16 protein-coding genes are annotated in these 23,644 nt (G+C 63.0%); all 16 read left to right on the top strand.

Going from position 1 to position 23,644, the window contains the following annotated elements; all coding sequences use genetic code 11:
* Nucleotides 1–25 precede the first annotated feature (25 nt).
* The 16 genes from HAQ05_RS05150 to nirD all read left to right on the top strand — a co-directional run bounded on the left by HAQ05_RS05150 (nucleotide 26) and on the right by nirD (nucleotide 23,621).
* A complete protein-coding gene (locus tag HAQ05_RS05150; RefSeq protein WP_190418103.1) occupies nucleotides 26–1,447 on the top strand; it encodes a cytochrome P450 in 1,422 nt (473 codons plus the stop codon).
* Between the two features lie 34 nt (nucleotides 1,448–1,481).
* On the top strand, nucleotides 1,482–2,735 hold the full coding sequence (locus tag HAQ05_RS05145) for an NAD(P)/FAD-dependent oxidoreductase (protein ID WP_190418094.1): 1,254 nt from the start codon (nucleotides 1,482–1,484) through the stop codon (nucleotides 2,733–2,735).
* 39 nt (nucleotides 2,736–2,774) lie between these two features.
* Nucleotides 2,775–4,274 carry an aldehyde dehydrogenase family protein gene (locus HAQ05_RS05140; protein WP_190418092.1) on the top strand — a complete coding sequence of 500 codons (1,500 nt, stop codon included), beginning with the start codon at nucleotides 2,775–2,777 and terminating at the stop codon, nucleotides 4,272–4,274.
* Between the two features lie 29 nt (nucleotides 4,275–4,303).
* Nucleotides 4,304–6,067, top strand: a complete 1,764-nt coding sequence (locus tag HAQ05_RS05135) for a GMC family oxidoreductase N-terminal domain-containing protein (protein ID WP_190418090.1) — start codon at nucleotides 4,304–4,306, stop codon at nucleotides 6,065–6,067.
* 123 nt (nucleotides 6,068–6,190) lie between these two features.
* Nucleotides 6,191–7,366 carry a CaiB/BaiF CoA transferase family protein gene (locus HAQ05_RS05130; protein ID WP_190418088.1) on the top strand — a complete coding sequence of 392 codons (1,176 nt, stop codon included), beginning with the start codon at nucleotides 6,191–6,193 and terminating at the stop codon, nucleotides 7,364–7,366.
* A gap of 10 nt (nucleotides 7,367–7,376) precedes the next feature.
* Complete coding sequence (locus HAQ05_RS05125; RefSeq protein ID WP_190418086.1) at nucleotides 7,377–9,002, top strand: class I adenylate-forming enzyme family protein; 1,626 nt, start codon at nucleotides 7,377–7,379, stop codon at nucleotides 9,000–9,002.
* Nucleotides 8,999–10,084: an MBL fold metallo-hydrolase gene (locus HAQ05_RS05120; RefSeq protein WP_190418084.1), complete on the top strand. Its 1,086-nt coding sequence runs from the start codon at nucleotides 8,999–9,001 to the stop codon at nucleotides 10,082–10,084. Before HAQ05_RS05125 ends, HAQ05_RS05120 begins: the two co-directional genes overlap by 4 nt.
* 90 nt (nucleotides 10,085–10,174) lie before the next feature.
* On the top strand, nucleotides 10,175–11,281 hold the full coding sequence (locus HAQ05_RS05115) for a cupin domain-containing protein (RefSeq protein WP_190418082.1): 1,107 nt from the start codon (nucleotides 10,175–10,177) through the stop codon (nucleotides 11,279–11,281).
* Nucleotides 11,278–12,162 carry a fumarylacetoacetate hydrolase family protein gene (locus HAQ05_RS05110; protein WP_190418080.1) on the top strand — a complete coding sequence of 295 codons (885 nt, stop codon included), beginning with the start codon at nucleotides 11,278–11,280 and terminating at the stop codon, nucleotides 12,160–12,162. The genes HAQ05_RS05115 and HAQ05_RS05110 overlap by 4 nt, the downstream gene beginning before the upstream one ends.
* Before the next feature lie 53 nt (nucleotides 12,163–12,215).
* Nucleotides 12,216–12,806: a TetR/AcrR family transcriptional regulator gene (locus HAQ05_RS05105; RefSeq protein ID WP_190418077.1), complete on the top strand. Its 591-nt coding sequence runs from the start codon at nucleotides 12,216–12,218 to the stop codon at nucleotides 12,804–12,806.
* Nucleotides 12,807–12,886: 80 nt separating this feature from the next.
* Entirely contained in the window at nucleotides 12,887–14,287 is a 1,401-nt protein-coding gene (locus tag HAQ05_RS05100; protein WP_238935159.1) for an OprD family porin, read from the top strand.
* A 74-nt stretch (nucleotides 14,288–14,361) separates the two neighbouring features.
* Nucleotides 14,362–15,558, top strand: a complete 1,197-nt coding sequence (locus HAQ05_RS05095; RefSeq protein ID WP_190418075.1) for a multidrug effflux MFS transporter — start codon at nucleotides 14,362–14,364, stop codon at nucleotides 15,556–15,558.
* 89 nt (nucleotides 15,559–15,647) lie between these two features.
* Nucleotides 15,648–16,244 (top strand): flavin reductase family protein, encoded by a 597-nt coding sequence (locus HAQ05_RS05090; protein ID WP_190418073.1) that lies wholly within the window; start codon nucleotides 15,648–15,650, stop codon nucleotides 16,242–16,244.
* A gap of 234 nt (nucleotides 16,245–16,478) precedes the next feature.
* Nucleotides 16,479–20,477 (top strand): bifunctional nitrate reductase/sulfite reductase flavoprotein subunit alpha, encoded by a 3,999-nt coding sequence (locus HAQ05_RS05085; protein WP_190418071.1) that lies wholly within the window; start codon nucleotides 16,479–16,481, stop codon nucleotides 20,475–20,477.
* 253 nt (nucleotides 20,478–20,730) lie between these two features.
* Nucleotides 20,731–23,283, top strand: a complete 2,553-nt coding sequence (gene nirB / locus HAQ05_RS05080; RefSeq protein ID WP_190418069.1) for a nitrite reductase large subunit NirB — start codon at nucleotides 20,731–20,733, stop codon at nucleotides 23,281–23,283.
* On the top strand, nucleotides 23,283–23,621 hold the full coding sequence (gene nirD, locus HAQ05_RS05075) for a nitrite reductase small subunit NirD (protein ID WP_190418067.1): 339 nt from the start codon (nucleotides 23,283–23,285) through the stop codon (nucleotides 23,619–23,621). Before nirB ends, nirD begins: the two co-directional genes overlap by 1 nt.
* The last annotated feature ends 23 nt before the right edge of the window (nucleotides 23,622–23,644 follow it).

Genomic DNA, 23,644 nt, shown 5'->3' with positions numbered 1-23,644 from the left:
TGCTAATAACAATAAGGAGACACCCATGAGCCATGACCACGCCAACGCGCCAGCATTCCCGATGAAGCGCTGCCCGTTCTCCCCACCGCCGGAATATGCGCAAATCCGCGCCGAAGCGCCGGTGTCCAAAGTGACGATGCCCGACGGCAGCCAAGCCTGGTTGCTCACCCGCTATGACGACGTCAAGGCAGTACTGGGCGACAACCGCTTTTCCACCGACCCGGCCAAAGACGGCTACCCGTTCATCTCGCCGGCCCGCGCCTCGCTGCTGAAATACGAAAAACCGGCGACGCTGATTCGCCTTGACCCACCGGAGCACACCAAGCACCGGCGCATGCTGACCAAAGAATTCATGATCACCCAGGTGGAGGCCATGCGCCCCTTCATCCAGGAAACGGTCGACGCACTGCTCGACGAGATGATTGCCAAAGGTGATGCTTGCGACTTCGCCGAAGAGTTTGCCCTGGCGCTGCCGACCGCGGTCATCGCCAACATGTTGGGCGTGCCCTATGAGGACCGCGAATTCTTCCAAGAGCGCGCCCAAGCCAAGCTCGACCTGACCGCCGACCCATCGGTGCCGCTGAAGGCCGGCGAGGAGATGCGTGCGTACCTCGACACGCTGATCACTGAAAAAATGGCGAACCCCGGCAACCGCAGCGACCTGATCAGCCGCTTGATCGGTACCCAGTTGGTTCCCGGCCACCTGAGCCGTGAAGAAGTGCTGGCCACTATCGAATTACTGCTGATGGGCGGGCACGAAACCACCGCTAACATGATCGCCCTGGGCACCTTGTCGTTATTGACCAACCCAGACCAAAAACAGGCGCTGATCGACGACCCCTCGCTGGTCAAGAATGCCATCGAAGAAATGCTGCGTTTCCACACCATCGTCCATTACAACGGCCCGCGAGTGGCCATGGAAGATGTGGAAGTCGCCGGGCAGTTGATCCGCAAAGGCGAAGGTGTGATGGCGATGATCAGCGCGGCGAACCGCGACCCTGAAAAATTCCCCGACCCGGACAAGTTCGACATTCGCCGTGAAGCTCGGCACCACGTGGCCTTCAGTTACGGCGTGCACCAGTGCCTGGGCCAGCACCTGGCGCGCCTGGAACTGAGCATCGTCTTCACCACCTTGTTCCAGCGCTTGCCTAGCCTGGAGTTGGCGGTGCCCGTCGAGGAGCTGAAGTTCAACAGCGACGCCTTCGTTTATGGGATCAAATCCCTGCCATTGAAGTGGGAGCCGAAAATGCAAAAGTTCTTCAGTGTCGATTATTCGCGTTGTGTCGGCGGCGGGTTGTGTGTGATGGCCGCGCCCAAGGTATTCGCGCAAAACGAAGACGATGGGCTGGTCATTGTGCTCGACGACAACCCGCCCGCCGAGGAACACGAAAACATCCGTGAAGCCGCCCGCCTATGCCCTGCGCTGTGCATCCATATCGACAAATAAGCATGGCGCCCTGGGTGGCGCCGGGAGGGATGTCATGGCTGATGATGGAATCGTGGTGGTCGGCACTGGCCAGGCTGCGTTTCAACTCGTGGGTTTTCTTCGGGATGAGGGGTATGCCGGGACCATTCGCCTGGTCGGTGACGAGGCGCATTTGCCTTATCAGCGGCCCCCGTTGTCGAAGGCCTTCATGAACGGCGATTGCGAAATCGACAGCCTGTTCTTTCAGTCTCGCGAACACTTTCAAAAGCGTGACATCGAGCTGCATCTGGGCGCGAGGGTCACCCGCATCGACCGTGCCAGCCGGTTCGTCGAAACCGCTACGGGCGTGCGCTTGCCGTATAGCCACCTGGTGTTGGCCACCGGTGCCCGCAACCGCAACCTGCCGGGCCTGGATAAACCCTACCCGTGGCTGGTCAACCTGCGTGGCCTCGACGACGCCGGCAACATGCGCGAGCGCCTCGGTGGCGCCCGTGAGGTCGTCGTCGTCGGTGCAGGTTTTCTAGGCCTGGAGTTTGCCGCGGTGGCCGCCAAAAAAGGCCTGGCCGTCACCGTTATCGAGGCGGGGCCAACGCTGATGGGCAGGGCGATCAGCGCCCCGGTGGCGGCGGCGTTCCGCCGCCACCATGAAGCCCTGGGCGTGCGCTTTTTACTGGGAACCACTCTGGCGGCCCTGGATGAGCCTGCGCCTGGTCGTTGCCGGGTGGTGACCCGCGAGGGCGAGGTGATCGAGGCGGACTTGTTGATCAGCAGCATTGGCGTTCAACCCAATGTGGAACTGGCCCAGGACGCAGGCTTGCGCTGTGAAAACGGCATCGTCGTTGACGCCTTCCTGAACACCGAGGACCCGGCCATTTCGGCGATTGGCGACTGTGCCGCGTTCGAGTCGCGCTTCTCGTTGGGCCTGTGCCGCATCGAGTCGGTACAGAACGCGATGGACCAGGCCCGCTGCCTGGCCAGAACCCTGACCGGCAACCGCGCACCCTACGATGCCGCGCCCTGGTTCTGGAGCGACCAGGGTGGGCTGAAACTGCAGATCGCCGGCTTATCCCATGGCGCTGACCAATGCGTGATCCGTGGTGATGCGCAAACGTTGAGTTTTTCTGCCTACCTGTTCCGTGCCGGGCGCCTGGTCGCCGTCGAATCGGTGGCGCGGCCTGCCGATCACATGGCGGCGCGAAGGTTGCTCAACGCTGGGGTCGAGGTCCAGCCGCAGCAAGCACAAGACCTGAATGTCGACCTGAAAAGCCTTCTGCCCGTTGCCGAGCCCCTGGCCGCGCAACCGGTGTAAGGCGCCAGCAGCCCCCTTACAAGAATAAGGAATGTATTCATGTCCAATTTGCATCCGCAACTGAGCCAGACCGCCGCCCAATTCATACAGCGTGAACACCGCTTGCTGATCGACGGGCGCTGGGTCGCGCCCAGCGCCGGCAAGCAATTCGACGTTGAAGACCCCGGCACCGGCCGGCTGATTGCCCGTGTGGCCGAAGGCCAAGCCGCGGACATCGACCTGGCGGTGGCTGCGGCACGCCGGGCGTTCGAAGCGGGGGACTGGGCGCGCTGCAAGCCCGCCGACCGTACCCGGCTGTTGCTGCGCCTGGCCGACTTGATCGAGCAGCACGGCGACGAGTTGGCCGAACTGGAAGTGATGGATAACGGCAAGCCACTGGCGTTCGCCCGCCGCGGCATCACCGGCACCGCTGAAATGGTGCGTTACATGGCGGGCTGGGTCACCAAGCTCACGGGCGAGGCGGTGCCGCTGTCGATGCCGGGCACCTGGCACGCGTATACGGTGCGCGAGCCCGTCGGTGTGGTGGGGCAGATCATTCCCTGGAACTTCCCCTTGTCGATGGCCATTTGGAAGCTGGCGCCTGCGCTGGCCGCCGGTTGCACGGTGGTACTCAAGCCGGCCGAGCAAACGCCGCTCAATGCATTGCGCCTGGGCGAGTTGATCATGGAAGCCGGCTTCCCAGCCGGTGTGGTGAACATCGTCACAGGCTTTGGCGGTGATGCGGGGGCCGCGCTGGCCGCGCACCCGGGCGTCGATAAGGTGGCCTTTACCGGCTCGACGGCGACCGGTAAGCGGATCGTTCAAGCCGCGTTGGGCAACCTGAAAAAAGTCACCTTGGAACTGGGTGGTAAATCCCCAGTGTTCATCTTCCCGGACGCCGACTTGGCCGCGGCCATACCGGGTGCGGCGAACGCGATCTTCTTCAACAGCGGCCAGGTTTGCTCGGCCGGGTCGCGGCTTTATGTACACCGCAAGGTCTACGATCAAGTGGTCGCCGACATCGCCGCGTATGGCGACCGACTGCAGCTCGGCCACGGCATGGAAGCGGGCAATGACCTTGGCCCGCTGATCTCGAAAGTACAGATGGAGCGCGTGCAGCGTTACATCGAAGCCGGGCGTGAAGGCGGCGCCACCGTGGTGTCCAGCCAGCGCCCGGCCATCGAGGGGGGGTATTTCGTACCCCCCACGGTGCTGGCCGACACCGATGCGCGATTGAGTGTGGTGCGCGAGGAAATCTTTGGCCCGGTGCTGTGCGCGATGCCCTTCGACGACGATGACCTCGCCAGCGTTGCAGCCTTGGCCAACGACACGGAGTACGGCCTGTTCGCGGGCATTTGGACCCAAGACATCGGCAAGGCCCATAAGCTGGCCAAGCGCATCCGCGCCGGTTCCGTGTCGGTCAACGCGCACATGGTCAATGACCCTGCGTTGCCCTTCGGCGGTTTCAAACAATCGGGCTGGGGGCGCGAGCGCGGCCGTGAAGCCCTGGAACTCTATTCGGAACTGAAAAGCGTCGCCATCAACCTGGGCCAGGATTGACGATGGCGAGCGCAGCAGGAGTCGCGACTGTGTACGATTACATCATCATCGGCGGCGGTTCGGCAGGCTCCGTGCTTGCTCATCGCCTGTCTACCGACCCGCAGATCAGCGTGCTGCTCTGCGAGGCGGGTATGGATACCCCTGAAGGGCAAGTGCCCGCTGCCGTTTTGGACAGTTACCCCGGCACGGCGTACCTGAACCCGGGTTTTCTTTGGCAAAAGCTGCGGGTGACCACCCAAGCCTGGCGGGGTGGGCCCGCGGTGGCGCTGCGCAAGTATGAGCAGGCGCGGATCATGGGCGGTGGCTCGTCGATCAACGGCCAGTTCTTCAACCGGGGCGGCCCCAGCGACTATGACGAATGGCAGGCCCTGGGGGCTGAAGGGTGGAGCTGGGACCAGGTGTTGCCGTACTTCAAGAAGGTCGAGCGCGACCTTGATTTCGACGGGCCACTGCACGGTAAAGAGGGGCGCATACCGGTGCGGCGCATCTTGCCAGACCACTGGCCGGGCCATCCACTGGCGCTGGCCGAGGCGCTGGAGCAGGCAGGGTATCAATACCTGCCTGACCAGAACGGCGTGTTCGAGGAAGGTTATTTTCCGATTGCCATTTCCAACGAGAACGAACGCCGGGTTTCGGCGGCCATGGCCTACCTGGATGCGCCCACCCGCCAACGCCCCAATCTGACCATCCGCGCCAATAGCCAGGTCAGCCGGCTGCTGTTCGACGGTAACCGCTGTTGCGGGGTCGAGGTGCAGGGGGAGGGCGGCCCAGTTCAGTTCTCGGCCCGGGAAGTGATCGTCAGTGCCGGCGCGATTCATTCGCCGGCATTGCTGATGCGCTCCGGCGTGGGCCCCGCGGCGCACCTGAAGGCACATGGCGTGCCGTTGGTGGCGGACGTTCCCGGCGTGGGCCAGCACCTCATGGAACACCCGGCCATCGCGCTGGCGTCGTTCATCAAAAAGCCGGCCCGGATCAACCACCATACGCGTCGGCACATCATGCTGGGCTGGCGTTACTCCTCTGGCATGCACAATGCGCCCGCCGGCGACATGTTCGTCGCAGGCGTCAGCAAAACTTCATGGCACGCCGTGGGTGAGCGGGTCGGCACCATGCTGATGTACGTGAATAAGCCTTATTCGGCCTCCGGCCAGGTCACTTTGGAGTCCAGCGACTGGCAGGCGTCCCCGAAGGTCGAGCTGAACCTGCTGGCCGACCCGCGCGACATGGATCGCCTGGCCGATGGCTTTCACCGCATGGCGGCGATCCAGGCCAGCGAGGCCATGGCCGAAGCCACGTCAGAGCCGTTCCCGGCCAGCTATAGCGAAAAGGTTCGCCAAGTAGGCATGCTCAGCACGCGCAACAAGATCATCACCCAACTGTTGGCATGGCTGTTGGACGGGCCGGCCATACTGCGTAAGTACCTGATGACCAAGGTCGTGGCGGGTGGGCCGACGCTATCCGACGTGCTGGCCGATGAGCAACTGTTGCGCGAGTTCATTGCCAAGGCCTGCGTGGGGGTATGGCACCCCGGTTGCACCTGCCGTATGGGCCGCGCCGACGACCCGATGGCGGTGACCGACGCGCAGGGGCGGGTGCGTGAGGTGGAAGGGCTACGGGTGGTCGATGCATCGATTTTCCCCAGCCTGCCCAGTGGCAATATCAATTTCCCGACCATGATGGTTGCCGAACGCATCTCAGACCTGATCCTTGCCGCACACACCCCGCCGCAAGGCGCAGTTGAGCCTGTGGCCGGTGAGCCACAGGCCACCACTGATTTGTCGCCCATCCTTTAGAAAGCACCTTAGCCGCGGTATGTCGCTTGACAAACCGCTAAGGTTGCTTGATTGTGAAATCAATGGTTCATCCAATGATCCATTTATAAAAATAGTATCGAACGTCCAAGGAGATACAACGTTATGGCAGGTGCACTGGAAGGGCTGCGAGTCCTGGATTTCACACAAATGATGAACGGTCCGTTCGGGACCATGCTCCTGGCGGATTTCGGCGCGGACGTTATCAAGGTCGAGCCACCCGAAGGCGACACCATGCGCAAAACGGGGGAAACCTTCCTCGGTGAAGACGCGGTGTACTTTCTGACCCTCAACCGTAACAAGCGCAGCGTCATCATCGACCTCACCAGCGCCGAGGGGCAGGCTGTGGCGCACCAGTTGGCGGCGCAGGTCGACATCGTGGTGGAGAATTTCCGCCCGGGCGTTGCGAAGAAACTGGGCATCGATTACGAAACGCTCAAGCCGCTCAACCCCCGCATGATTTATTGCTCAACCTCGGCGTTCGGCCGCGACGGCCCGGATGCCAAGCGCCCCGGCATGGACCCGGTGGTCCAGGCCATGAGCGGCATCATGCAATTGACCGGCGATGAGCACACCGGGCCGCTGAAAACCGGCATGCCCTACAGCGATTTGATCACCCCGCTGTTGTCCACCATCGGTGTGATGGCGGCGCTGGAATCCCGCAACAAGACCGGCTGCGGCCAATTGGTCGACCTGTCGATGCTCGATGCCACCATCTTCAGCATGATCCCCCGTGATGCTTACTATTTCACCACCGGGGAAACCCCCGGGCGGATCGGCAACGCCCATTGGCAGATCGTGCCTTACAACACCTACCAGACTGCCGACGACCGCTTCATCATGATCATCGCCCATACCGATAAATTCTGGCGGGCGTTGGCCGAAGCGCTGGAAGCGCCGGAGTTGTTGGCTGATCAGCGCTTGGCGACCAAGGATGGCCGGTTGGCGCACCGCGAAATCGTTGACCAGGGCGTGGCCCAGGCCTTCGCCAAGCGGCCCATGAAGTATTGGGACGAAAAACTCTTGGCGGCGGGTGTGATGTATTCCCCGGTGCTGACCTTCCCTGAAGTGTTCGAAAGCCCACGGGTGCAGCGCGAGCTGGTGGTGGAGGTCGATCACCCGCTGTCGGGCAAATTCAAGTTGATCACCAACCCGATCAAGCTGTCCGAGACCCCGCCCAGCACCCGCACCCCGCCGCCGGTGTTGGGGCAGCACACCGAAGAAGTCTTCGCCGAGTTCGGAATCACCCGGCCGGCGGTGGCCGAAACGCCAGCAGGTTGAGGCAGGGGCTATGAAACAGGTCGAGCAAATGCCGGCGAGCGTCGTACCCGACGAGCGCGATGTGCGCCACGCCAGTTACTACCGGCGGGGCTTCTGGCGCACGGAAGATTTATGGGCCAGCGTGTACGGAGCCGCCGCCCGGCACCCGGAAAAAGTAGCGCTGATCGAGGACGACCGATCGCTGACATTCGACCAATTGATCGGCGCGGCCAGCCGGCTTGCTGGCGGCATGCACCGGCAGGGCCTGCGCCCGGGCGATTTGGTGCTGATCCAGGCGCGTAACTCCATCGACGCTACGCTGAGCATGCTCGCCTGTGCCTGCCTTGGGGCGGTCATGGCACCCATCCCGCCGATGTTCTCTGCCAGCCAAATCGCGGCGATTTGCGGCAACGCCGATGCGCGAATGTTGATTGCCCTGGGCGAACCCAAAGAAATAACCCGGGCCATAGAAGGCGTACAGGCGGCTGGCACCACGACCACGCTGGTGGTGCCTGACGATTACCAGGGCGCAGCGCATGCCTGCACGTGGTCGCAGCTATCGGCGGGCACCGGGCAATGGCTCCACGCCCCGGTAGATGCCCAGGCGCTGGCGCTGCTGGTGTACTCCTCCGGGACCACCGGCACGCCAAAAGGGGTGATGCACTCGGCCAATACCCTGCGTTTTGCAATTGTGCAGCGGGCCCTGGCGCAACAGGTGAGTGTTGATGACATCTGCCTGGTGGCCGCGCAATTCGGTTTTGTCGGCAGCGCGGTATTTGGGTTGCTTGCCTGCGCGGTGCTGGGCTTGACCACCGTGGTGATGCGCAGTTGGAACGGCGATGATGCTCTGCGGCTTATTGCCCGGCATCGCATCACTTACGGCTTGCTCATGCCCACCCATGTTCATGACCTGCTGCATTCGCCGCTGTTGGGCGAAGTCGATGTGGCTTCGTTTCGGCATTGCTCGATGAGCGGGTTATCCCGTGAGCAACGGCTGGCCGTGCGTGAGCGGCTGTGCCCACAGCCGTTCGCCGCCTATGGAATGTCCGAATGCCTGGGGCTGGCCAGCTCCCGACCGCAAGACACGCTGGCCAGCCAGCTTGGGTCCGACGGCGCACCGCTACCGGGCAATGAAGTACGCATCGTCGACGCCCGGGGCGAAGCACTGCCTAGCGGTGAGGTCGGCGAAATCCTGGTGCGAGGGCCGTGTTGTTTCCTGGGTTATTACGGCAACCCTTCACTGACGAGCAAAACCCTGCTCGCCGACGGTTGGCTGCGAACCGGCGACCTGGGGCGCCTGGACGCCGATGGCCATGTGGTGTACGTCGCCCGTGAAAAAGACGTGATTCGCCGCGGCGGGGTGAATATCTACCCCGGAGATACCGAGGCGGTGCTGGTGTGCCACCCGCGTATCGAACACGTGGCACTGGTCGGTTACCCCGATGAACGCCTGGGTGAACGGGCGTGCGCCTGTGTGATCACCTGCGACAAGGCCGCCATCACCCTTGCCGAACTTTGTGCCTGGCTCGAAAGCCGAGGGGTGGCCCGGTATGCCTGGCCAGAGCGTGTGGCTCATTTCGACAGCTTCCCGCGCAGTGCATCGCTCAAGGTGCAAAAGGCGGTATTGGCCCAGTGGCTTCAGGAGATGGCGCCGTGACCGCTGCCGTTGAAAAGTGGCACCGCGACCGTGAGCGCTCCGTGGCCCAGGGTTTGCGCTATCCATTTGCCCAGTTGCCCGCGGCCGGGCAGTTGCTGCCGGTCGCGCAGGGCATTTATTGGGTTCGCCTGCCGCTGCCGTTTGCCCTTGACCACATCAATGTGTGGGCGCTGGCGGACGACGACGGCTGGACCCTGATCGATACCGGCTTGTATTCCACCGCCAGTGTCGAAACCTGGCAGCAGCTTCTGGATAACTGGCCCGATGCACGCCCAATACGCCGGGTGATCGTGACCCACATGCACGTTGACCATGTCGGCATGGCCGGTTGGTTCTGCGAGCGCTTCGCCTGTTCGCTGTGGATGGCCCGGCAAGAGTACTTGCAGGCGCGGTTGACCATTGCCGAAGCCGGGCGGCCATTGCCCCATGCCTGGCGGCAGTTCTACCAGCAAGCGGGCTGGGATACCGAAGCCATTGACACCTTCGCGGCATGGGCGGGCCGATACGCCCAGCAGTTTCACGCCTTGCCGAGCAGTTATCGCCGCCTTCGCGACGGTGAAAACATTCTGATAGGTGGGCACCGCTGGAAGGTCTTGCTCACCTGCGGCCACTCCCCTGAGCATGCGTCGCTGTATTGCCCCGAGCTTAAGCTGTACATCGCAGGCGACCAGGTGCTGCCGAGGATCTCCTCGAACGTATCCACCCACCCCTATGAGCCCGAGGCGGACCCGCTGGATGACTGGTACAGCTCGCTGGGGCGTATCGCCCTACAAGTGCCCGACGATGTGCTGGTGCTGCCTTCGCACAACGAATGCTTCCATGGCTTGCATCGCCGTGTCGAAACACTGCGTGAGTCGGTGGTGAAGGGGCTTGCCGACCTGCGCAACGCCTTGCGCACACCGGCGCGGGTGGTCGATCTGTTCGAGGTGTTGTTTCGTCGGTCAATCGATTCAAGCAACCCGACGCAATACCGCATGGCCACCGGGGAGGCTATCTCCCACCTGAACCTGTTGCTGCACCGCGGCGAAATCAGCGCTCGGCTCGATGCGCAGGGTGTGCGCTGGTATCAACTGCACCGTTGAAGGTTTCCAGTTATTTCCCGAAAGGCCCTTGCATCATTTCTCGGTTTTTTTATAATGGTTCAACCTTTTACAAATAAAAGGATAACAATAATGAGCTCGCCCGCAACCGGACCCACCGCTGAACCGTCCATGGTCGACGGCCAGGCACGCAAAGCCTTGAAAGATGACCTGGCGCGTTTCGATTGTCGTATTCACCAGCCAGACGACCCGCCGCTGTTCACCCGCGAACCCCGCTCCGACATGCGCACCGTGCATTGGCGCTGGGCAGACCTGGAACCGTTGCTGGAGCGCGTAGGCCAAGCGATCGCCATCGGTTCCGGCGGGCAGCGCCGCACCTTGCGGCTGGCCAACCCTGGGCTGCCATTCGGTACCACCCACACGTTCTGGGCGTCGATCCAGTACATCCTGCCTGGTGAGGTGGCCGAAGCGCATCGCCATACCGCCAATGCGTTCCGTTTTATCCTTAAAGGCAGCGGTTGCACCACCACCGTCGACGGCGAGATGTATTCGATGCACGAAGGTGACCTGGTGCTGACCCCGAGCATGGCCTGGCACGATCATGTGCACCGCGGCGATGAGCCGATGATCTGGCTCGACGTGCTCGATATCAGCCTTTCGCGTTCGCTGCATGCCACATTTTTCGAGCCTTATGACCGGCAAATGCAACCGGTGAACGACGTGCCCGAACACTCCTGGCGCGCATTCGGCAGCGGCATCATGCGCAGCCCGCGCGCGGCCCGGCCCAACGCCGTCAATCCGCTACTGGTGTATCCGCGCCAACAAGCCGAGGCGGCGTTGGCCCTGGCCGAAGGGTTGCAGCCCGACCCGTTCGAGGACGTGGTGCTGGAGTACCAAGACCCGGTAAACGGGGGGGCGGCCATGAAAACCATGGGGATGAGCCTGCTTAAACTGCGCCCCGGTTTTCAGGGGCAGCCTCGGCGGCACACCGGTAGCAAGCTTTACTGCGCCCTGCGCGGCCATGGCAGCACCATTGTCGACGGCCAGCGCTATGACTGGGCACCGGGTGACTTTCTGGCCATCGCGCCGTGGTCGTGGCACCAACACGTTAACCAAACCACCCAGGAAGCGGTGCTGTTCGAGGTCGACGATCTGCCGGCCGTGAAAGCACTGGGGTATTACCGAGAAGAAGGGCTGGAGCAAGGCGAGGCCCGTCAAGTCATAGGAGCGGCACAATGAAGCTGGCAGTGTTCGGTGAATATCGATTGGGTGTTATCGCAGGCGATCAACTGTTCGACATCACCGCAGTGGTGCCTGCGGCCCTGGACGCAATGCCAGAACAACGCATGAACTGGTTGATCGGCCATTGGCAGGGCGTGCGTGAACAGGTCCAGGCGCTACAACATGGCGCACAACCACTGGCCTTGGCCGAGGTTCAATTATTGCCACCGAGCCCTTATCCGTCGCACGTGTTTGCGGCGCCGGCCAATTACCGCAAGCATGTCGGCGAACTGGGGGTGCGCTCGGTCAGCAAAGGGCGTACCGCCCGCGAGCAAGGGTTCTTCCTCAAGGCGCCTGGTTCTCTGGTCGGCGCCGGAAGCAGCATCGTGTTGCCCCACGGCTCCGAGCGCCGCTTCGATCACGAATCGGAACTGGCGGTGATCATTGGCAAGCGTGCGCGCAATGTGCCACGTGCCGAGGCGATGCAATATGTGTTCGGTTACAGCTGCCTGATCGACGCCACCATGCGCATCGAGCCCGGGGTAGCCGAAGAAGAGCGCTCCATGCGCAAGTCGTTCGCCACGTTCACGCCGCTGGGGCCGTACCTGGTGACCGCTGATGAAGTCGCCGAGCCGCAGAACTTGAGCAATCGCTTGTGGGTCAACGATGAGCTCAAGCAAGACGCCAACACCCGCGACATGATCGTTGACATCCCTGAGCTCATCGAATTGATCTCTTCGGTGCTAACGCTGAACCCCGGTGATGTGATCGCCACTGGTACGCCTGAAGGCGTAGGCCCCTTCGCACCCGGCGACCGGGTCAAGATCGCTATCGAGGCCATTGGTGAAATGTCCCTGAGCGTGGTCCAGGCCGACGCCCGGGCACCGCGCGCCTACTGAACCGCTGCAACGCTAAGCCCGACCGCGCTGGGCAGGGTACGAAGGAGACGACGATGTCCCGGACCGAGACGATCAAAACCCATGCCGTGCGGTTGATTGCCAATGATGGTTTCGAGGGCATGTCGCTGCGGGCGCTGGCGAGCGCGTGCGGGCTGCAGCCAGGTTCGATCTACACCCACTACCGGAGTAAACAGCAGCTACTGGTCGAGGTGGTGGTGGAGTACCTGGAGGATTTGCTGGAGAGCTGGCGCTTTCGCAAACGCGGCATCAAGTCGCCGAGCAAGCAACTGCAAGTGTTCATGGCCGTGTATGTGGAATTTCAGGCATCACGTTGCGATGAACAACGGATCTTGCAATGGGACCTGCGTTCGTTGGAAGCGCAAGCTCGCCAGCGTGTGGAGCTGCTTATGGATGAATGCCGCGATGAACTGGCCGCCGTACTGCGGGCCGGCCAGGCCAAAGGGCAATTATCGATTGCGGATGTCGCCACCACAGCGCGGATGCTGTTCGGGTTGATGATGAATATGTGCGTACAGGCAGAGCAAAGCGGGGTGGCCCAGCGACATTTGCTGGCGCTGCTCTGGCGGTGTGTACAGGGCATGGCCGGTGCGCGCCTGCCTGCCACCGCGAACGTTAGCGCTTAAGGGGAACTACCGCAGCAAAAGCAAACCGCATGACCGCGTGCACGGCTTTTTTCTAATAACAATAAGAGTGAATCAGCACAATGCAAAAGCTCGATGTTCGCCAACCTGCCCGCGCGCGTTGCATGTCGGGCTTGCAAGCCTGCGGGCTGCTCGTGGGAATTTTCACCTCTAGCTTGGGCATGGCCGCGAGCCAGAGTGATTCAGCGGGCTTTATCGAGGACAGCCACCTGGACCTGCTCAATCGTAACTTTTATTTCTACCGTGGCATGCGTAACGGCTCGGTTAACAACTTGGGCGCTAATTCGCACAAGCCCGTCTCGGAACGTAATGGCTACCGCTCGGAGTGGGCCCAGGGTTTGATGTCTTATTACCGCTCAGGGTTTACCCAGGGCACCGTCGGTTTTGGCCTCGATGCGTTTGCCATGGTCGGCGTTAAGCTCGATGGCGGCGGTGGCACCACCGGTACCAGCCTCATGCCATGGGGTGCCGACGGCCACCCGGAGCAAGAATTTTCCAAGTTGGGCGGGGCGGTGAAGATGCAAATCTCCAAGACAGTGCTCAAGTACGGTGAACAGATTCCCAACGTGCCGGTGTTCTCATCGAACCAATTCCGCTTGCTGCCTAGCTCGGCCACCGGTTTTACCCTGGTCAGCAACGAAGTGGACAAGTTGACCCTTCAGGCCGGGCATTTCACCGCGGCCAGTAGCACCGACTCCAGTCACAACGATGGGGACATCACCACCGACTACACGGTGTTGCCACCTGCCCGTGCCATCGACTATGTGGGCGGCTCGTACCAAGTCAATGATCGCCTCAGCTTCATCCTGTATGGCTCGCAGCTTAAAGACATCTGGCGGCAGTCGTACGTCAACGCCACTTACGTGATGCCTCTCACGGCCACCACAGCGTTATCGTTCGCCTTCAACCTGTTCGACACCCACGACTATGGCAAGGCCAAAGGGGGCGAGATCGACAACACGTCCTGGTCGTTCATGGCCGGTTACAGCTTTGGCGCCCACAAGGTATCGGTGGGCTACCAGAAAATCGACGGTGATGAGCCGTTCGACTGGGCCGCCTACGAAGGTACGCAAAGCGGTGCGGTGTACCTGAGCAACGCCGGGGCGGTGGTGCCTTTCAGCGAGCCTAATGAGCAATCCTGGCAGTTGCGTTACGACCTGGACATGGCGCCGCTTGGCATCCCCGGCCTCACCTTCATGGCCCGTTATATTCGCGGCGACGGCATGGACAACTCCAACAGTAATAACCCGTATTACCGGCGCATCGGCACCTATGACCCGGACGCCAAGAACAATAAGGAATGGGAGCGCAATATTGACGTGGGCTACGTTGTGCAGTCGGGAAAAGCAAAAAACCTAAGTTTTCGCGTCAGGCAATCCACCCACCGGGCGAGCAGCGGATTGCGCTGGCCCGATCATGATGAGGTGCGGGTGATCGTTGAATACCCCATCAGCATCTTTTAAATGTGGACTGCCGGCATCAACCCCAAAGCCGGAGCGCGCAGTATGAGGCTCGTCGAACGATGCTGGAAAATCTAATGAAGGCGCCTGCCGTGCGCAGGGCTGCACCACCGCTGTGGTTGCTGGTATTGGTGACGATGAGTGGCACACTGGCCATGCACATGTTTGTGCCGGCGCTGCCGTACTCTGCCGTGGAACTGCACGCGACGGTCGCGCAAACGCAGATGACCATCAGCATGTACATCATTGGGCTGGCGGTGGGGCAATTGATCTATGGGCCGTTGTCCGACTCCCTTGGCCGGCGCCCCGCATTGATAGCAGGGTTGGTCCTTTATTTGCTCGCCGGGGTCACCGCCGCGGTCACCACCAGCCTGCAGATGCTGGTGGCTGCCCGGTTGGTTCAAGCGCTGGGCGGGTGTGCCGGGTTGGCCTTGGGCCGCGCCATCGTGCGGGATACCTCCGATTCACAAACCGTGGTCAGCCGGCTGGCGCTGCTGAACCTGATCATGATGGTTGGCCCGGGCCTGGCGCCGATCCTCGGCAGTGTGATTGCCGCGGCGTTGGGGTGGCGCGCCATTTTCTGGGTGCTGGCCGGGCTTGGCTTGATCGCGCTGGCCTCGACCTGGGTGCTGCTGCCGGAAACGGGCCAGCCCACGGGGCGCTTCAGCGGCAAGATCATGTTGACCGACTACAAGCGTTTGTTCAGCTCAACGCGCTTCGTAGGGTTTGCCGTGGGCGGCGGCATGGCGACCACCTCGATCTATGCGTTCATCGCCGCCGCGCCGTTCATTTTCGTCACCGAACTACACCGCCCGCTGCATGAGGTGGGGTTATACCTCGGCTTGATGATTGCCGGGATGTCGGTGGGTAACGCGCTGACCGGCCGGTTGATTCGCACGGTACCGATTAACGTCCTGTTGCTGGGGGGTAATACGGCCAGTGTGATCAGCGCGGTATTGTTGGTCATCCTGACCGCCAGCGGCCATGCGAACCTGGCGGCCGTGCTGGTGCTGATCTTCCTGTACACCTGTGGGCTCGGCCTGACCGGCCCGTCGGCGCTGACCAAATCACTCAGTGTGAACCCGCACCTGACCGGGTCGGCAGCGGGCTTATATGGTTTTATGCAAATGACCGCTGGCGCCATCAGCACCTCGTTCGTTTCCGTGGGCCACGACCCGGCGTTCTCCGCTGCTGTTGTGCTGCTGGTGGCGGTGGTGCTCGCCCAGTTGGCCTTTTGGGTTTCGTTGCGCCGCGAAAGAATCGAAGTTCGTTGAACAGGGGGCCGGCCCGGGGCCGTGCCTGATGTTTATCGGCGCTACGCCGTGCTATATAGGGCCCCTGAACCTTCATCCAGGTGCGCACCATGCCCGTTCACCGCAGCCCCGTCCCGCTGGACCGGGCCTACCGCCTTCTCAACCACGGCCCCACCGTGCTGGTCAGCGCGGCCCACCAGGGCCAACGCAACATCATGGCCGCGGCATGGGCGATGTCATTGGATTTCGCCCCGGCGAAAGTCACGGTGGTGCTCGATAAGTCAGTGTGGACCCGCGAACTGCTGTTGGCCAGCGGCACCTTCGCCCTGAACGTACCGTGCGTGGCCCAACGGGACATCGTTCAGACCGTGGGCAATACCAGTGGCAAACGCCTCAGCGAAGGCGGCCGCGATAAATTCGCCACCTACGGTTTATCTACCTTCGCCGGCCTTGCCCCAGGGCTGCCGTTGCTCGAAGGGTGCGTGGCCTGGCTTGAATGTAAATTGATCGAGCAACCGGACAACCAGGAACAGTTCGATTTGTTCATCGGCGAGGTCACCGCGGCTTATGCCGACAGCCGGGTGTTCAGCGATGGGCGCTGGGACTTTCGTGGGCAGGATGCCCTGCGCACCTTGCACCATGTGGCGGGCGGGCACTTTTTGGTGGTCGGTGACGGCATCGACGGGCAAATGCTTGAACCGGTGTGACGGCGCTGCGCTATTTCAAGGCGCCGGGCACAGTCTCGGTGCACGGTAGGGTGGTACTTTTTCGCTGAAACACCGCTGCCACGGCGGTTGACTTTGCTGGAACGAAACCTGCATCAGCCTCGCCAAACGCAGCCAAAGGCGGCTGCACTGAACCCCACGACAACGGCGCCGTGTTGCCCCGCTCGAAAGAGCGCTGGCAGCCCGGCGCCGTTTTGTTTTTATGCGAGGTCATCGATGAACGTACGCAGTGTATGCCCATACTGCGGTGTGGGCTGCGGCATCGTCATGAGTGTCGAGGGCAACCGTGTCACCCGGGTCACTGGCGATAAGGCCCACCCCAGCAACTTTGGCCGGTTGTGCACCAAGGGCCAGACCAGCCACCTGCCATTGGCCGACGCCGGGCGCCTGTGTGATGCCTGGCTGCGCCATGAGCGCAGCCACGACCCGGTTCGGGTGCCGCTACAAAGCGCGATCCAGGCCGCCGCCGAGCGCTTGCGCGCCATCATCGAGCGGGATGGGCCAGATGCGGTGGCGCTATATGTGTCTGGGCAAATGTCGCTGGAGGCCCAATACCTGGCCAACAAGCTCGCCAAGGGGTTTATCGGTACGCAGCATATCGAATCCAACTCGCGGTTGTGCATGGCCAGCGCAGGCACCGGTTACAAGCAATCGTTGGGTGCCGATGGGCCACCAGGCTCCTATGAGGATTTCGACCAGGCCGACCTGTTTTTCGTCAGCGGCGCCAACATGGCTGACTGCCACCCCATCCTTTACCTGCGCATGCTGGACCGCATCAAGGCCGGTGCGCGCTTGATCGTGGTCGACCCACGGCGCACCGCCACGGCCGAAAAAGCCGACCTGTTCCTGCAGATAAAACCCGGTACGGACCTGGCCCTGCTCAACGGCCTACTTCACTTGCTGTACTGCCAGGGTCGCATCGACGAGGCCTTCATCGCCCAGCACTGCGAAGGTTGGGAGGCGATGCCAGGGTTCTTGGCCGACTACAGCCCTGAGCGGGTGGCGGCAATCACCGGCCTTGCCGAGCCGGCCATCCACCAGGCCGCCGACTGGATCGGCCTGGCGCCGAACTGGATGAGTTGCTGGACCATGGGGCTGAACCAGAGCACCCACGGCACCTGGAACACCAATGCCTTGTGCAACCTGCACCTGGCCACCGGCGCGATCTGCCGGCCGGGCAGCGGGCCGTTTTCCTTGACCGGCCAACCGAATGCCATGGGTGGCCGCGAAATGGGCTACATGGGCCCTGGGTTGCCTGGCCAGCGTTCGGCCTTGGTGGCGCAAGACCGGCAGTTCATCGAGCGCTTATGGGGCTTGCCCGAAGGGCGCCTGCGCAGTGAAGGTGGGCAGGGCACCGTGGCGATGTACCAAGCCATGGCCGCAGGCACTATCAAGGCGTGCTGGATCATCTGCACCAACCCGGTGGCAAGTATGCCCAACCGGCAGGCGGTGATCGAAGGCCTGCGCCGCGCTGAATTGGTCATCGCCCAGGACGCCTTCCTCGACACTGACACCAACCGCTACGCCGACATCCTGTTGCCGGGTGCGCTGTGGGCCGAAGGCGATGGGGTGATGGTCAACTCCGAGCGCAACCTGACCCTGGCCCCCAAGGCGGTGGAACCACCTGGGCAAAGCCTGCCAGACTGGCAACTGATCGCCCAGGTGGCCTGCGCGATGGGCTACGCCGAGGCCTTCAACTATGACAGCGCTGAGCAGGTATTCGACGAGATCCGCCAGTGCTATAACCCGGCCACCGGCTATGACCTGCGCGGGGCAAGCTATGCACGTTTGCGCCAGGCGCCGCTGCAATGGCCCTGCCCCCGAGATGATGGCCCAGGGCGCAACCCGGTGCGTTACCTGAACGATGGGGTGAGCCAGGTGATCCGGCTGTTGCCGGGTGGCGAGCGCCCTGCGCTGAACTTCCCTACCGCCAGCGGCCGGGCCCAGTTTTACCCGCGCCCGCATCGGTTGCCGGAGGAAGTGCCCGATGAGCAGTTTCCCCTGGTCCTCAATACCGGGCGTGTGCAGCACCAATGGCACACGCTGACCAAAACCGGCAAGGTGGCGGCGCTCAACAAGCTCAACCCGGGGCCGTTCATTGAGGTGCACCCTGCCGACGCGAGCGTGCTTGGGCTGGCCGAAGGTGCGCCGGTGCGGCTGCGCTCGCGGCGAGGCGAGGCGGTGCTGCCGGCGCGGATCAGCGACCGTGTGTTGCCGGGCAACTGCTTTGCGCCGTTCCATTGGAATGACCTGCACGGCGACGCCCTGTGTGTGAATGCCGTCACCAGCGATGCGGTAGACAGTGCCTCGCTGCAGCCTGAACTGAAAGTGGCTGCTATTGCCCTGAGCCGTGTGGAGGCGGCTGCCGCCATGAACCTCACCATGCCCCCTGCCGTTGACCTGCTATCGGCCATCGACGGCTTGCAAGCCGATGAGGCCTTATACCTTAAAGGCTATTTACTGGGCCTTGCCAGTGAACCAGGGCGGGGCCAAGCCGGCGTACCGGTACTGCCGGCCAGCGCGCCGCTGGCCCCGGCGCGGCGCCTGTTGTTCGACGGTATCCTTGCCGGCGTCTATTCCCGCGAGCAGGCAGTGTCGGCCGCGGCACCGGCGGGCCCCGCTCACCTAGTGCTGTGGGCCTCGCAAACCGGCAATGCCGAAAGCTTCGCCGCGCGTTGCGCCAGCCATTTGGCTGAGCAAGGCTTGGCGGTGCGCAGCTTGGCGATGAACGAGGCCAGCATGGAGGCGCTGCGTAGCGCGGCCAGCGTAGTGCTGGTGGCCAGCACCTTTGGCGACGGTGAGGCGCCCGACAACGCCGCGCACTTTTGGCAGCAATTGCAGGCGGCAACCGCTTTGGAACAGCTGCGCTATGCCGTGCTGGCCTTTGGTGACAGCAGCTACGATCAGTTTTGCGGCTTTGGCCGGCGCCTGGATGAGCGCCTCAAGGCCCTGGGCGGCACCGCCCTGGCAGAGCGGGTCGAATGTGAAGCCCATGACCTGGGCCCGGCGCAGGGCTGGCTGGTACGCATCGCCACGGCACTGGCGGGCACGCCGGCCACCCCGCTGGCCGCCCCAGCAGCCCCCGCCAGCGGCGCGCTTTACAGCCGCCAGCGTCCCTACAAGGCCGCGCTGCTGAGTAACACCGTGCTCAATGGCCCCGGTGCCAGCAAGGAAACCCGCCAAGTGGTATTCGACCTCAAAGGCAGCGGGCTTACCTACCAGGCGGGCGATGCGCTGGGTGTGTGGCCCACCAACTGCCTAAGCCTGATCGAGGAGGTGCTTGCCTGCGTGGGCCTGGACAGCAGCTTGCCGGTGAAGGTGCCGGATCAGGGTGATATGCCCCTGGCGCAGGCCTTGCAGCGCCACTTCGACATTACCCGTATCACCCCGCAGTGGTTGCGGTTCGTGGCCGAGCGCAGCGGCGCGGCGCCGTTGCAGGCATTACTGGCTGCGGATAACCACGGGCAACTGGCGCAGTGGCTGCATGGCCGGCAACTGGTCGATTTGCTGGAAACCTTCGCGGTACAGATGACCGCCGAGGAGTTGCTCGGCCTGCTCAAGCCTTTGCAGCCCAGGTTGTATTCGATCAGCTCCAGCGCCCTGGCGCACCCAGATCACGTTCACCTCACCGTATCGACCCTGCGTTATCACTGCCATGAGCGCGCACGCAGTGGGCTGTGTTCGGGTTTTTTGGCCGACCGCGCCGGGGCCGAGCGGGTGTCGATCTTCGTGCAGCGCTCGGCGCACTTCCGCGTGCCGGCCAACCCCGCCACCGCCATGATCATGGTCGGCCCAGGCACCGGTGTGGCGCCGTTTCGCGCCTTTTTGCAAGAGCGCCTGGCGCAAGCTGCCCGTGGCCAGCACTGGTTGTTCTTCGGCGAGCAGCACGCCGCCAGCGACTTCTATTACCGTGATGAACTGCTGCGCTGGCACGCCCAGGGCCATTTGCATCACCTCGACACGGCGTTCTCCCGTGACCAGGCGCAAAAGGTTTACGTGCAGCAGCGCATGCTCGAACGGGGCCAGGCACTGTGGCAATGGTTGCAGGCCGGTGCGTACTTTTATGTGTGTGGCGACGCCGCGCGCATGGCCAAGGACGTCGATGCCGCGCTGCATCAAGTGGTGCGCGACCACGGTGGGCTCGATGCCGAACAGGCCAGCGAATACGTGCGCCAGATGCTGCGCGACAAGCGCTACCTGCGCGACGTCTATTGATGCCCCAAGGCGGTGCCGGTCGCACCGCCTTGGGTCGCTTCAAGCCTGCTGGCGCGGCTTGAACACCGCTGCACCGGGCGTTATACGGGTTGGCACAGTCCCTGCTTCTTACATCGCATCAGTATTCCGGCCAATGGCGGCCGGGTGGATACACCACAATTGAATATCGGGCAAAGGCGCCTGGAGCTTGTAAAAGCTCCGGGCGTTTTTTTTTGGCCGACCAAACCGTGCAAGGCTCGAACGAGGTACCTGTATGAATGCGATCGTGACGCCGCAGCCCAAGCCAACCTTGGTTATCGTGGGCAACGGCATGGTAGGGCACCACTGTGTCGAGCAGTTGGTCGAGCGTGGCGCGCTGGCCCGCTACGACATCCACGTGTTCGGTGAGGAACCGCTGCGCGCCTATGACCGGGTGCATTTGTCCGCTTACTTCACCGGCGCCGACGCCGAGTCGCTGGCCATGTGCCCGGCCGATTACTATGGCCGGCACGGCGTGCACCTGCATATCGGCGAAGCGGTGCTGCAACTGGACCGCACTGCCCAGGAGGTGGTCACCGCCGCCGGCCGCTACCGCTACGATCACCTGGTGCTGGCCACCGGGTCATTCCCTTTTGTGCCACCGGTGCCAGGCGCGGAGGGTTGCTCAAGGTTGGTATACCGTACCCTCGAGGACTTGGACCGCATCCGTGAGGCGGCCGCTGGGGCGCGCCGCGGGGTGGTGGTCGGCGGCGGTTTGCTCGGCCTGGAAGCGGCCAATGCCCTGAAATTGCTGGGCCTGCAAGCCCATGTGGTGGAGTTCGCGCCGCGTTTGATGCCGGTGCAACTCGACGTTGACGGCGGCGCCGCATTGCGTGCGCGCATCGAAGCGCTGGGCGTCAATGTGCACGTGGCGCGGGCGACCCAGGCGATCGTACCGGGTGAAACGTATCGCTACCGGATGAACTTCGACGGCGGCGAATACTTGGAAACCGACCTGGTGGTGTTCTCAGCGGGCATCCGCCCACAAGACGCCTTGGCCCGTGAAGCGGGGCTGGCGCTCGGAGCGCGCGGGGGTGTGGCGATCGACGACCGCTGCGTGACCAGCGACCCGGCGGTGTTGGCGATTGGCGAATGCGCCAGTTGGAACGGCGGCGTCTTCGGCTTGGTCGCCCCGGGTTACACCATGGCGCGTACCGCCGCCGCCCACTTGATGGGCGAGCAGGGCGCAGCCTTCGGCGGCGCCGACCTGTCGACCAAGCTCAAACTGCTCGGCGTGGATGTGGGCTCGATCGGCGACGCCCATGGCGCTACGCCCGGCGCGCGCAGCTACCGTTTCATCGACGAGGCCAACGCCAGCTATCGCCGCCTGGTGGTAGACGCCGACGGCAAGCGGGTATTGGGCGCGGTGCTGGTGGGCGATAACAGCTACTACGACACGCTGTTGCAGTATGCCCAGAATGCCATTGCCTTGCCGGCCGACCCGGCCAGCCTGATTCTGCCGCAGGGTGAGGCCGTGCCCGCGCTGGGTGGTGATAGCTTGCCCGCCACCGCGACCATTTGCTCTTGCCACAACGTGACCAAGGCGGCGATTTGCTCGGCGATCGATGGTGGTTGCACCGACCTGGCCAGCCTGAAGGCCGACACCCGCGCCTGCACCGGTTGCGGCGGCTGCGCCGGTCTGCTCAAGTCGGTGTTCGAGCATGAACTCACCGCCCGTGGCGTGGCAGTGGATAAGCGCCTGTGCGAGCATTTTGCCCACACCCGCCAAGACTTGTACCACATCGTGCGCGTCGAGGGCATCGAGACCTTCGAGCAACTGCTGGCACGCCACGGCGAAGGCCCGCTGGGTTGCGACATCTGCAAGCCGGTGGTGGGCTCGATCCTCGCCTCGTGCTGGAACCAGCCGATCATGGCCCCCTCGCTGGTGCCGCTGCAAGACACCAACGACACCTTCATGGCCAACATGCAAAAGAACGGCACCTATTCGGTGGTGCCGCGTATCCCCGGCGGCGAAATCACCCCTGAGAAACTCATCGTGATCGGCCAGGTGGCCAAGAAGTACGCCCTGTACACCAAGATCACCGGCGGCCAGCGCATCGACCTGTTCGGCGCCCAACTGCACCAGTTGCCGAACATTTGGGCCGAACTGATCGCCGCCGGCTTTGAAACCGGCCATGCCTACGGCAAATCGACCCGGACGGTGAAAAGCTGCGTGGGCAGCACCTGGTGCCGCTATGGCGTGCAAGACAGCGTGGCCATGGCCCTGCGTATCGAAGACCGTTACAAGGGCCTGCGCACCCCGCACAAACTCAAGTTCGCGGTGTCCGGCTGTACCCGTGAGTGCGCCGAGGCGCAAAGCAAGGACGTGGGCGTTATTGCCACCGAGAAGGGCTGGAACCTTTACATCGCAGGCAACGGTGGCATGCGCCCGCGCCATGCCGAATTGTTCGCCACCGACCTGGATAACGAAACGCTGATCCGCTACATCGACCGCTTGCTGATGTTCTACATTCGCACCGCCGACAAACTGCAACGCACCTCGGTGTGGCGCGAACAGCTCGAAGGCGGCCTGGATTACCTCAAGCGGGTCATCATCGATGACAGCCTGGGGCTTGGCGCGGAACTTGAATCGCAAATGCAGCACGTGGTCGATCGCTACGAATGCGAATGGGCCAATGCACTGAAGGACCCTGAAAAACTCAAGCGCTTTCGCACCTTCGTCAACGACCAGCGCCCGGACCCTGGTGTGCGCTTCGTCGACGAGCGTGGCCAGCGCCGCCCGGCCCCGCAGGCCGATAACCCGCCCCTGGTCGAGGAGGCCATCTGATGAGTACCGCCAACCGTTGGCAAACCCTCTGCACACGCCAGGACCTGGTGGCTCACTCCGGGGTCGTGGCCTGGCACGGCGGCGCCCAAGTGGCGCTGTTCTACCTGCCTGGGCAAGCCCAGGAACTGCACGCGATCGACAACCATGACCCGCAATCGGGCGCCAACGTGATCGGCCGTGGCCTGGTGGGCCACCTGATGGGCGAGTTGGTCGTGGCCGCCCCGTTGTATAAACAGCACTATCGCCTGCGCGATGGCCAATGCCTGGAACGGCCGGGTGAAATACTGCGTACCTGGCCGGTGCGGTTCAATGGCGACTGGGTCGAGATCCAAAGCTGATAGCCCATCACGCGCCGCCTGCT

Origin of the sequence: Pseudomonas typographi, from assembly GCF_014694385.1 — a bacterium.
Taxonomy (GTDB): domain Bacteria; phylum Pseudomonadota; class Gammaproteobacteria; order Pseudomonadales; family Pseudomonadaceae; genus Aquipseudomonas; species Aquipseudomonas typographi.
This window is presented reverse-complemented; position numbering and strand designations above follow the sequence as displayed.

Coding starts and splice junctions, on each gene's coding strand:
- HAQ05_RS05150 (WP_190418103.1), top strand. CDS start 26: ATGAGCCATGACCACGCCAACGCGCCAGCATTCCCGATGAAGCGCTGC.
- HAQ05_RS05145 (WP_190418094.1), top strand. CDS start 1,482: ATGGCTGATGATGGAATCGTGGTGGTCGGCACTGGCCAGGCTGCGTTT.
- HAQ05_RS05140 (WP_190418092.1), top strand. CDS start 2,775: ATGTCCAATTTGCATCCGCAACTGAGCCAGACCGCCGCCCAATTCATA.
- HAQ05_RS05130 (WP_190418088.1), top strand. CDS start 6,191: ATGGCAGGTGCACTGGAAGGGCTGCGAGTCCTGGATTTCACACAAATG.
- HAQ05_RS05125 (WP_190418086.1), top strand. CDS start 7,377: ATGAAACAGGTCGAGCAAATGCCGGCGAGCGTCGTACCCGACGAGCGC.
- HAQ05_RS05115 (WP_190418082.1), top strand. CDS start 10,175: ATGAGCTCGCCCGCAACCGGACCCACCGCTGAACCGTCCATGGTCGAC.
- HAQ05_RS05110 (WP_190418080.1), top strand. CDS start 11,278: ATGAAGCTGGCAGTGTTCGGTGAATATCGATTGGGTGTTATCGCAGGC.
- HAQ05_RS05105 (WP_190418077.1), top strand. CDS start 12,216: ATGTCCCGGACCGAGACGATCAAAACCCATGCCGTGCGGTTGATTGCC.
- HAQ05_RS05100 (WP_238935159.1), top strand. CDS start 12,887: ATGCAAAAGCTCGATGTTCGCCAACCTGCCCGCGCGCGTTGCATGTCG.
- HAQ05_RS05095 (WP_190418075.1), top strand. CDS start 14,362: ATGAAGGCGCCTGCCGTGCGCAGGGCTGCACCACCGCTGTGGTTGCTG.
- HAQ05_RS05090 (WP_190418073.1), top strand. CDS start 15,648: ATGCCCGTTCACCGCAGCCCCGTCCCGCTGGACCGGGCCTACCGCCTT.
- HAQ05_RS05085 (WP_190418071.1), top strand. CDS start 16,479: ATGAACGTACGCAGTGTATGCCCATACTGCGGTGTGGGCTGCGGCATC.
- nirB (WP_190418069.1), top strand. CDS start 20,731: ATGAATGCGATCGTGACGCCGCAGCCCAAGCCAACCTTGGTTATCGTG.
- nirD (WP_190418067.1), top strand. CDS start 23,283: ATGAGTACCGCCAACCGTTGGCAAACCCTCTGCACACGCCAGGACCTG.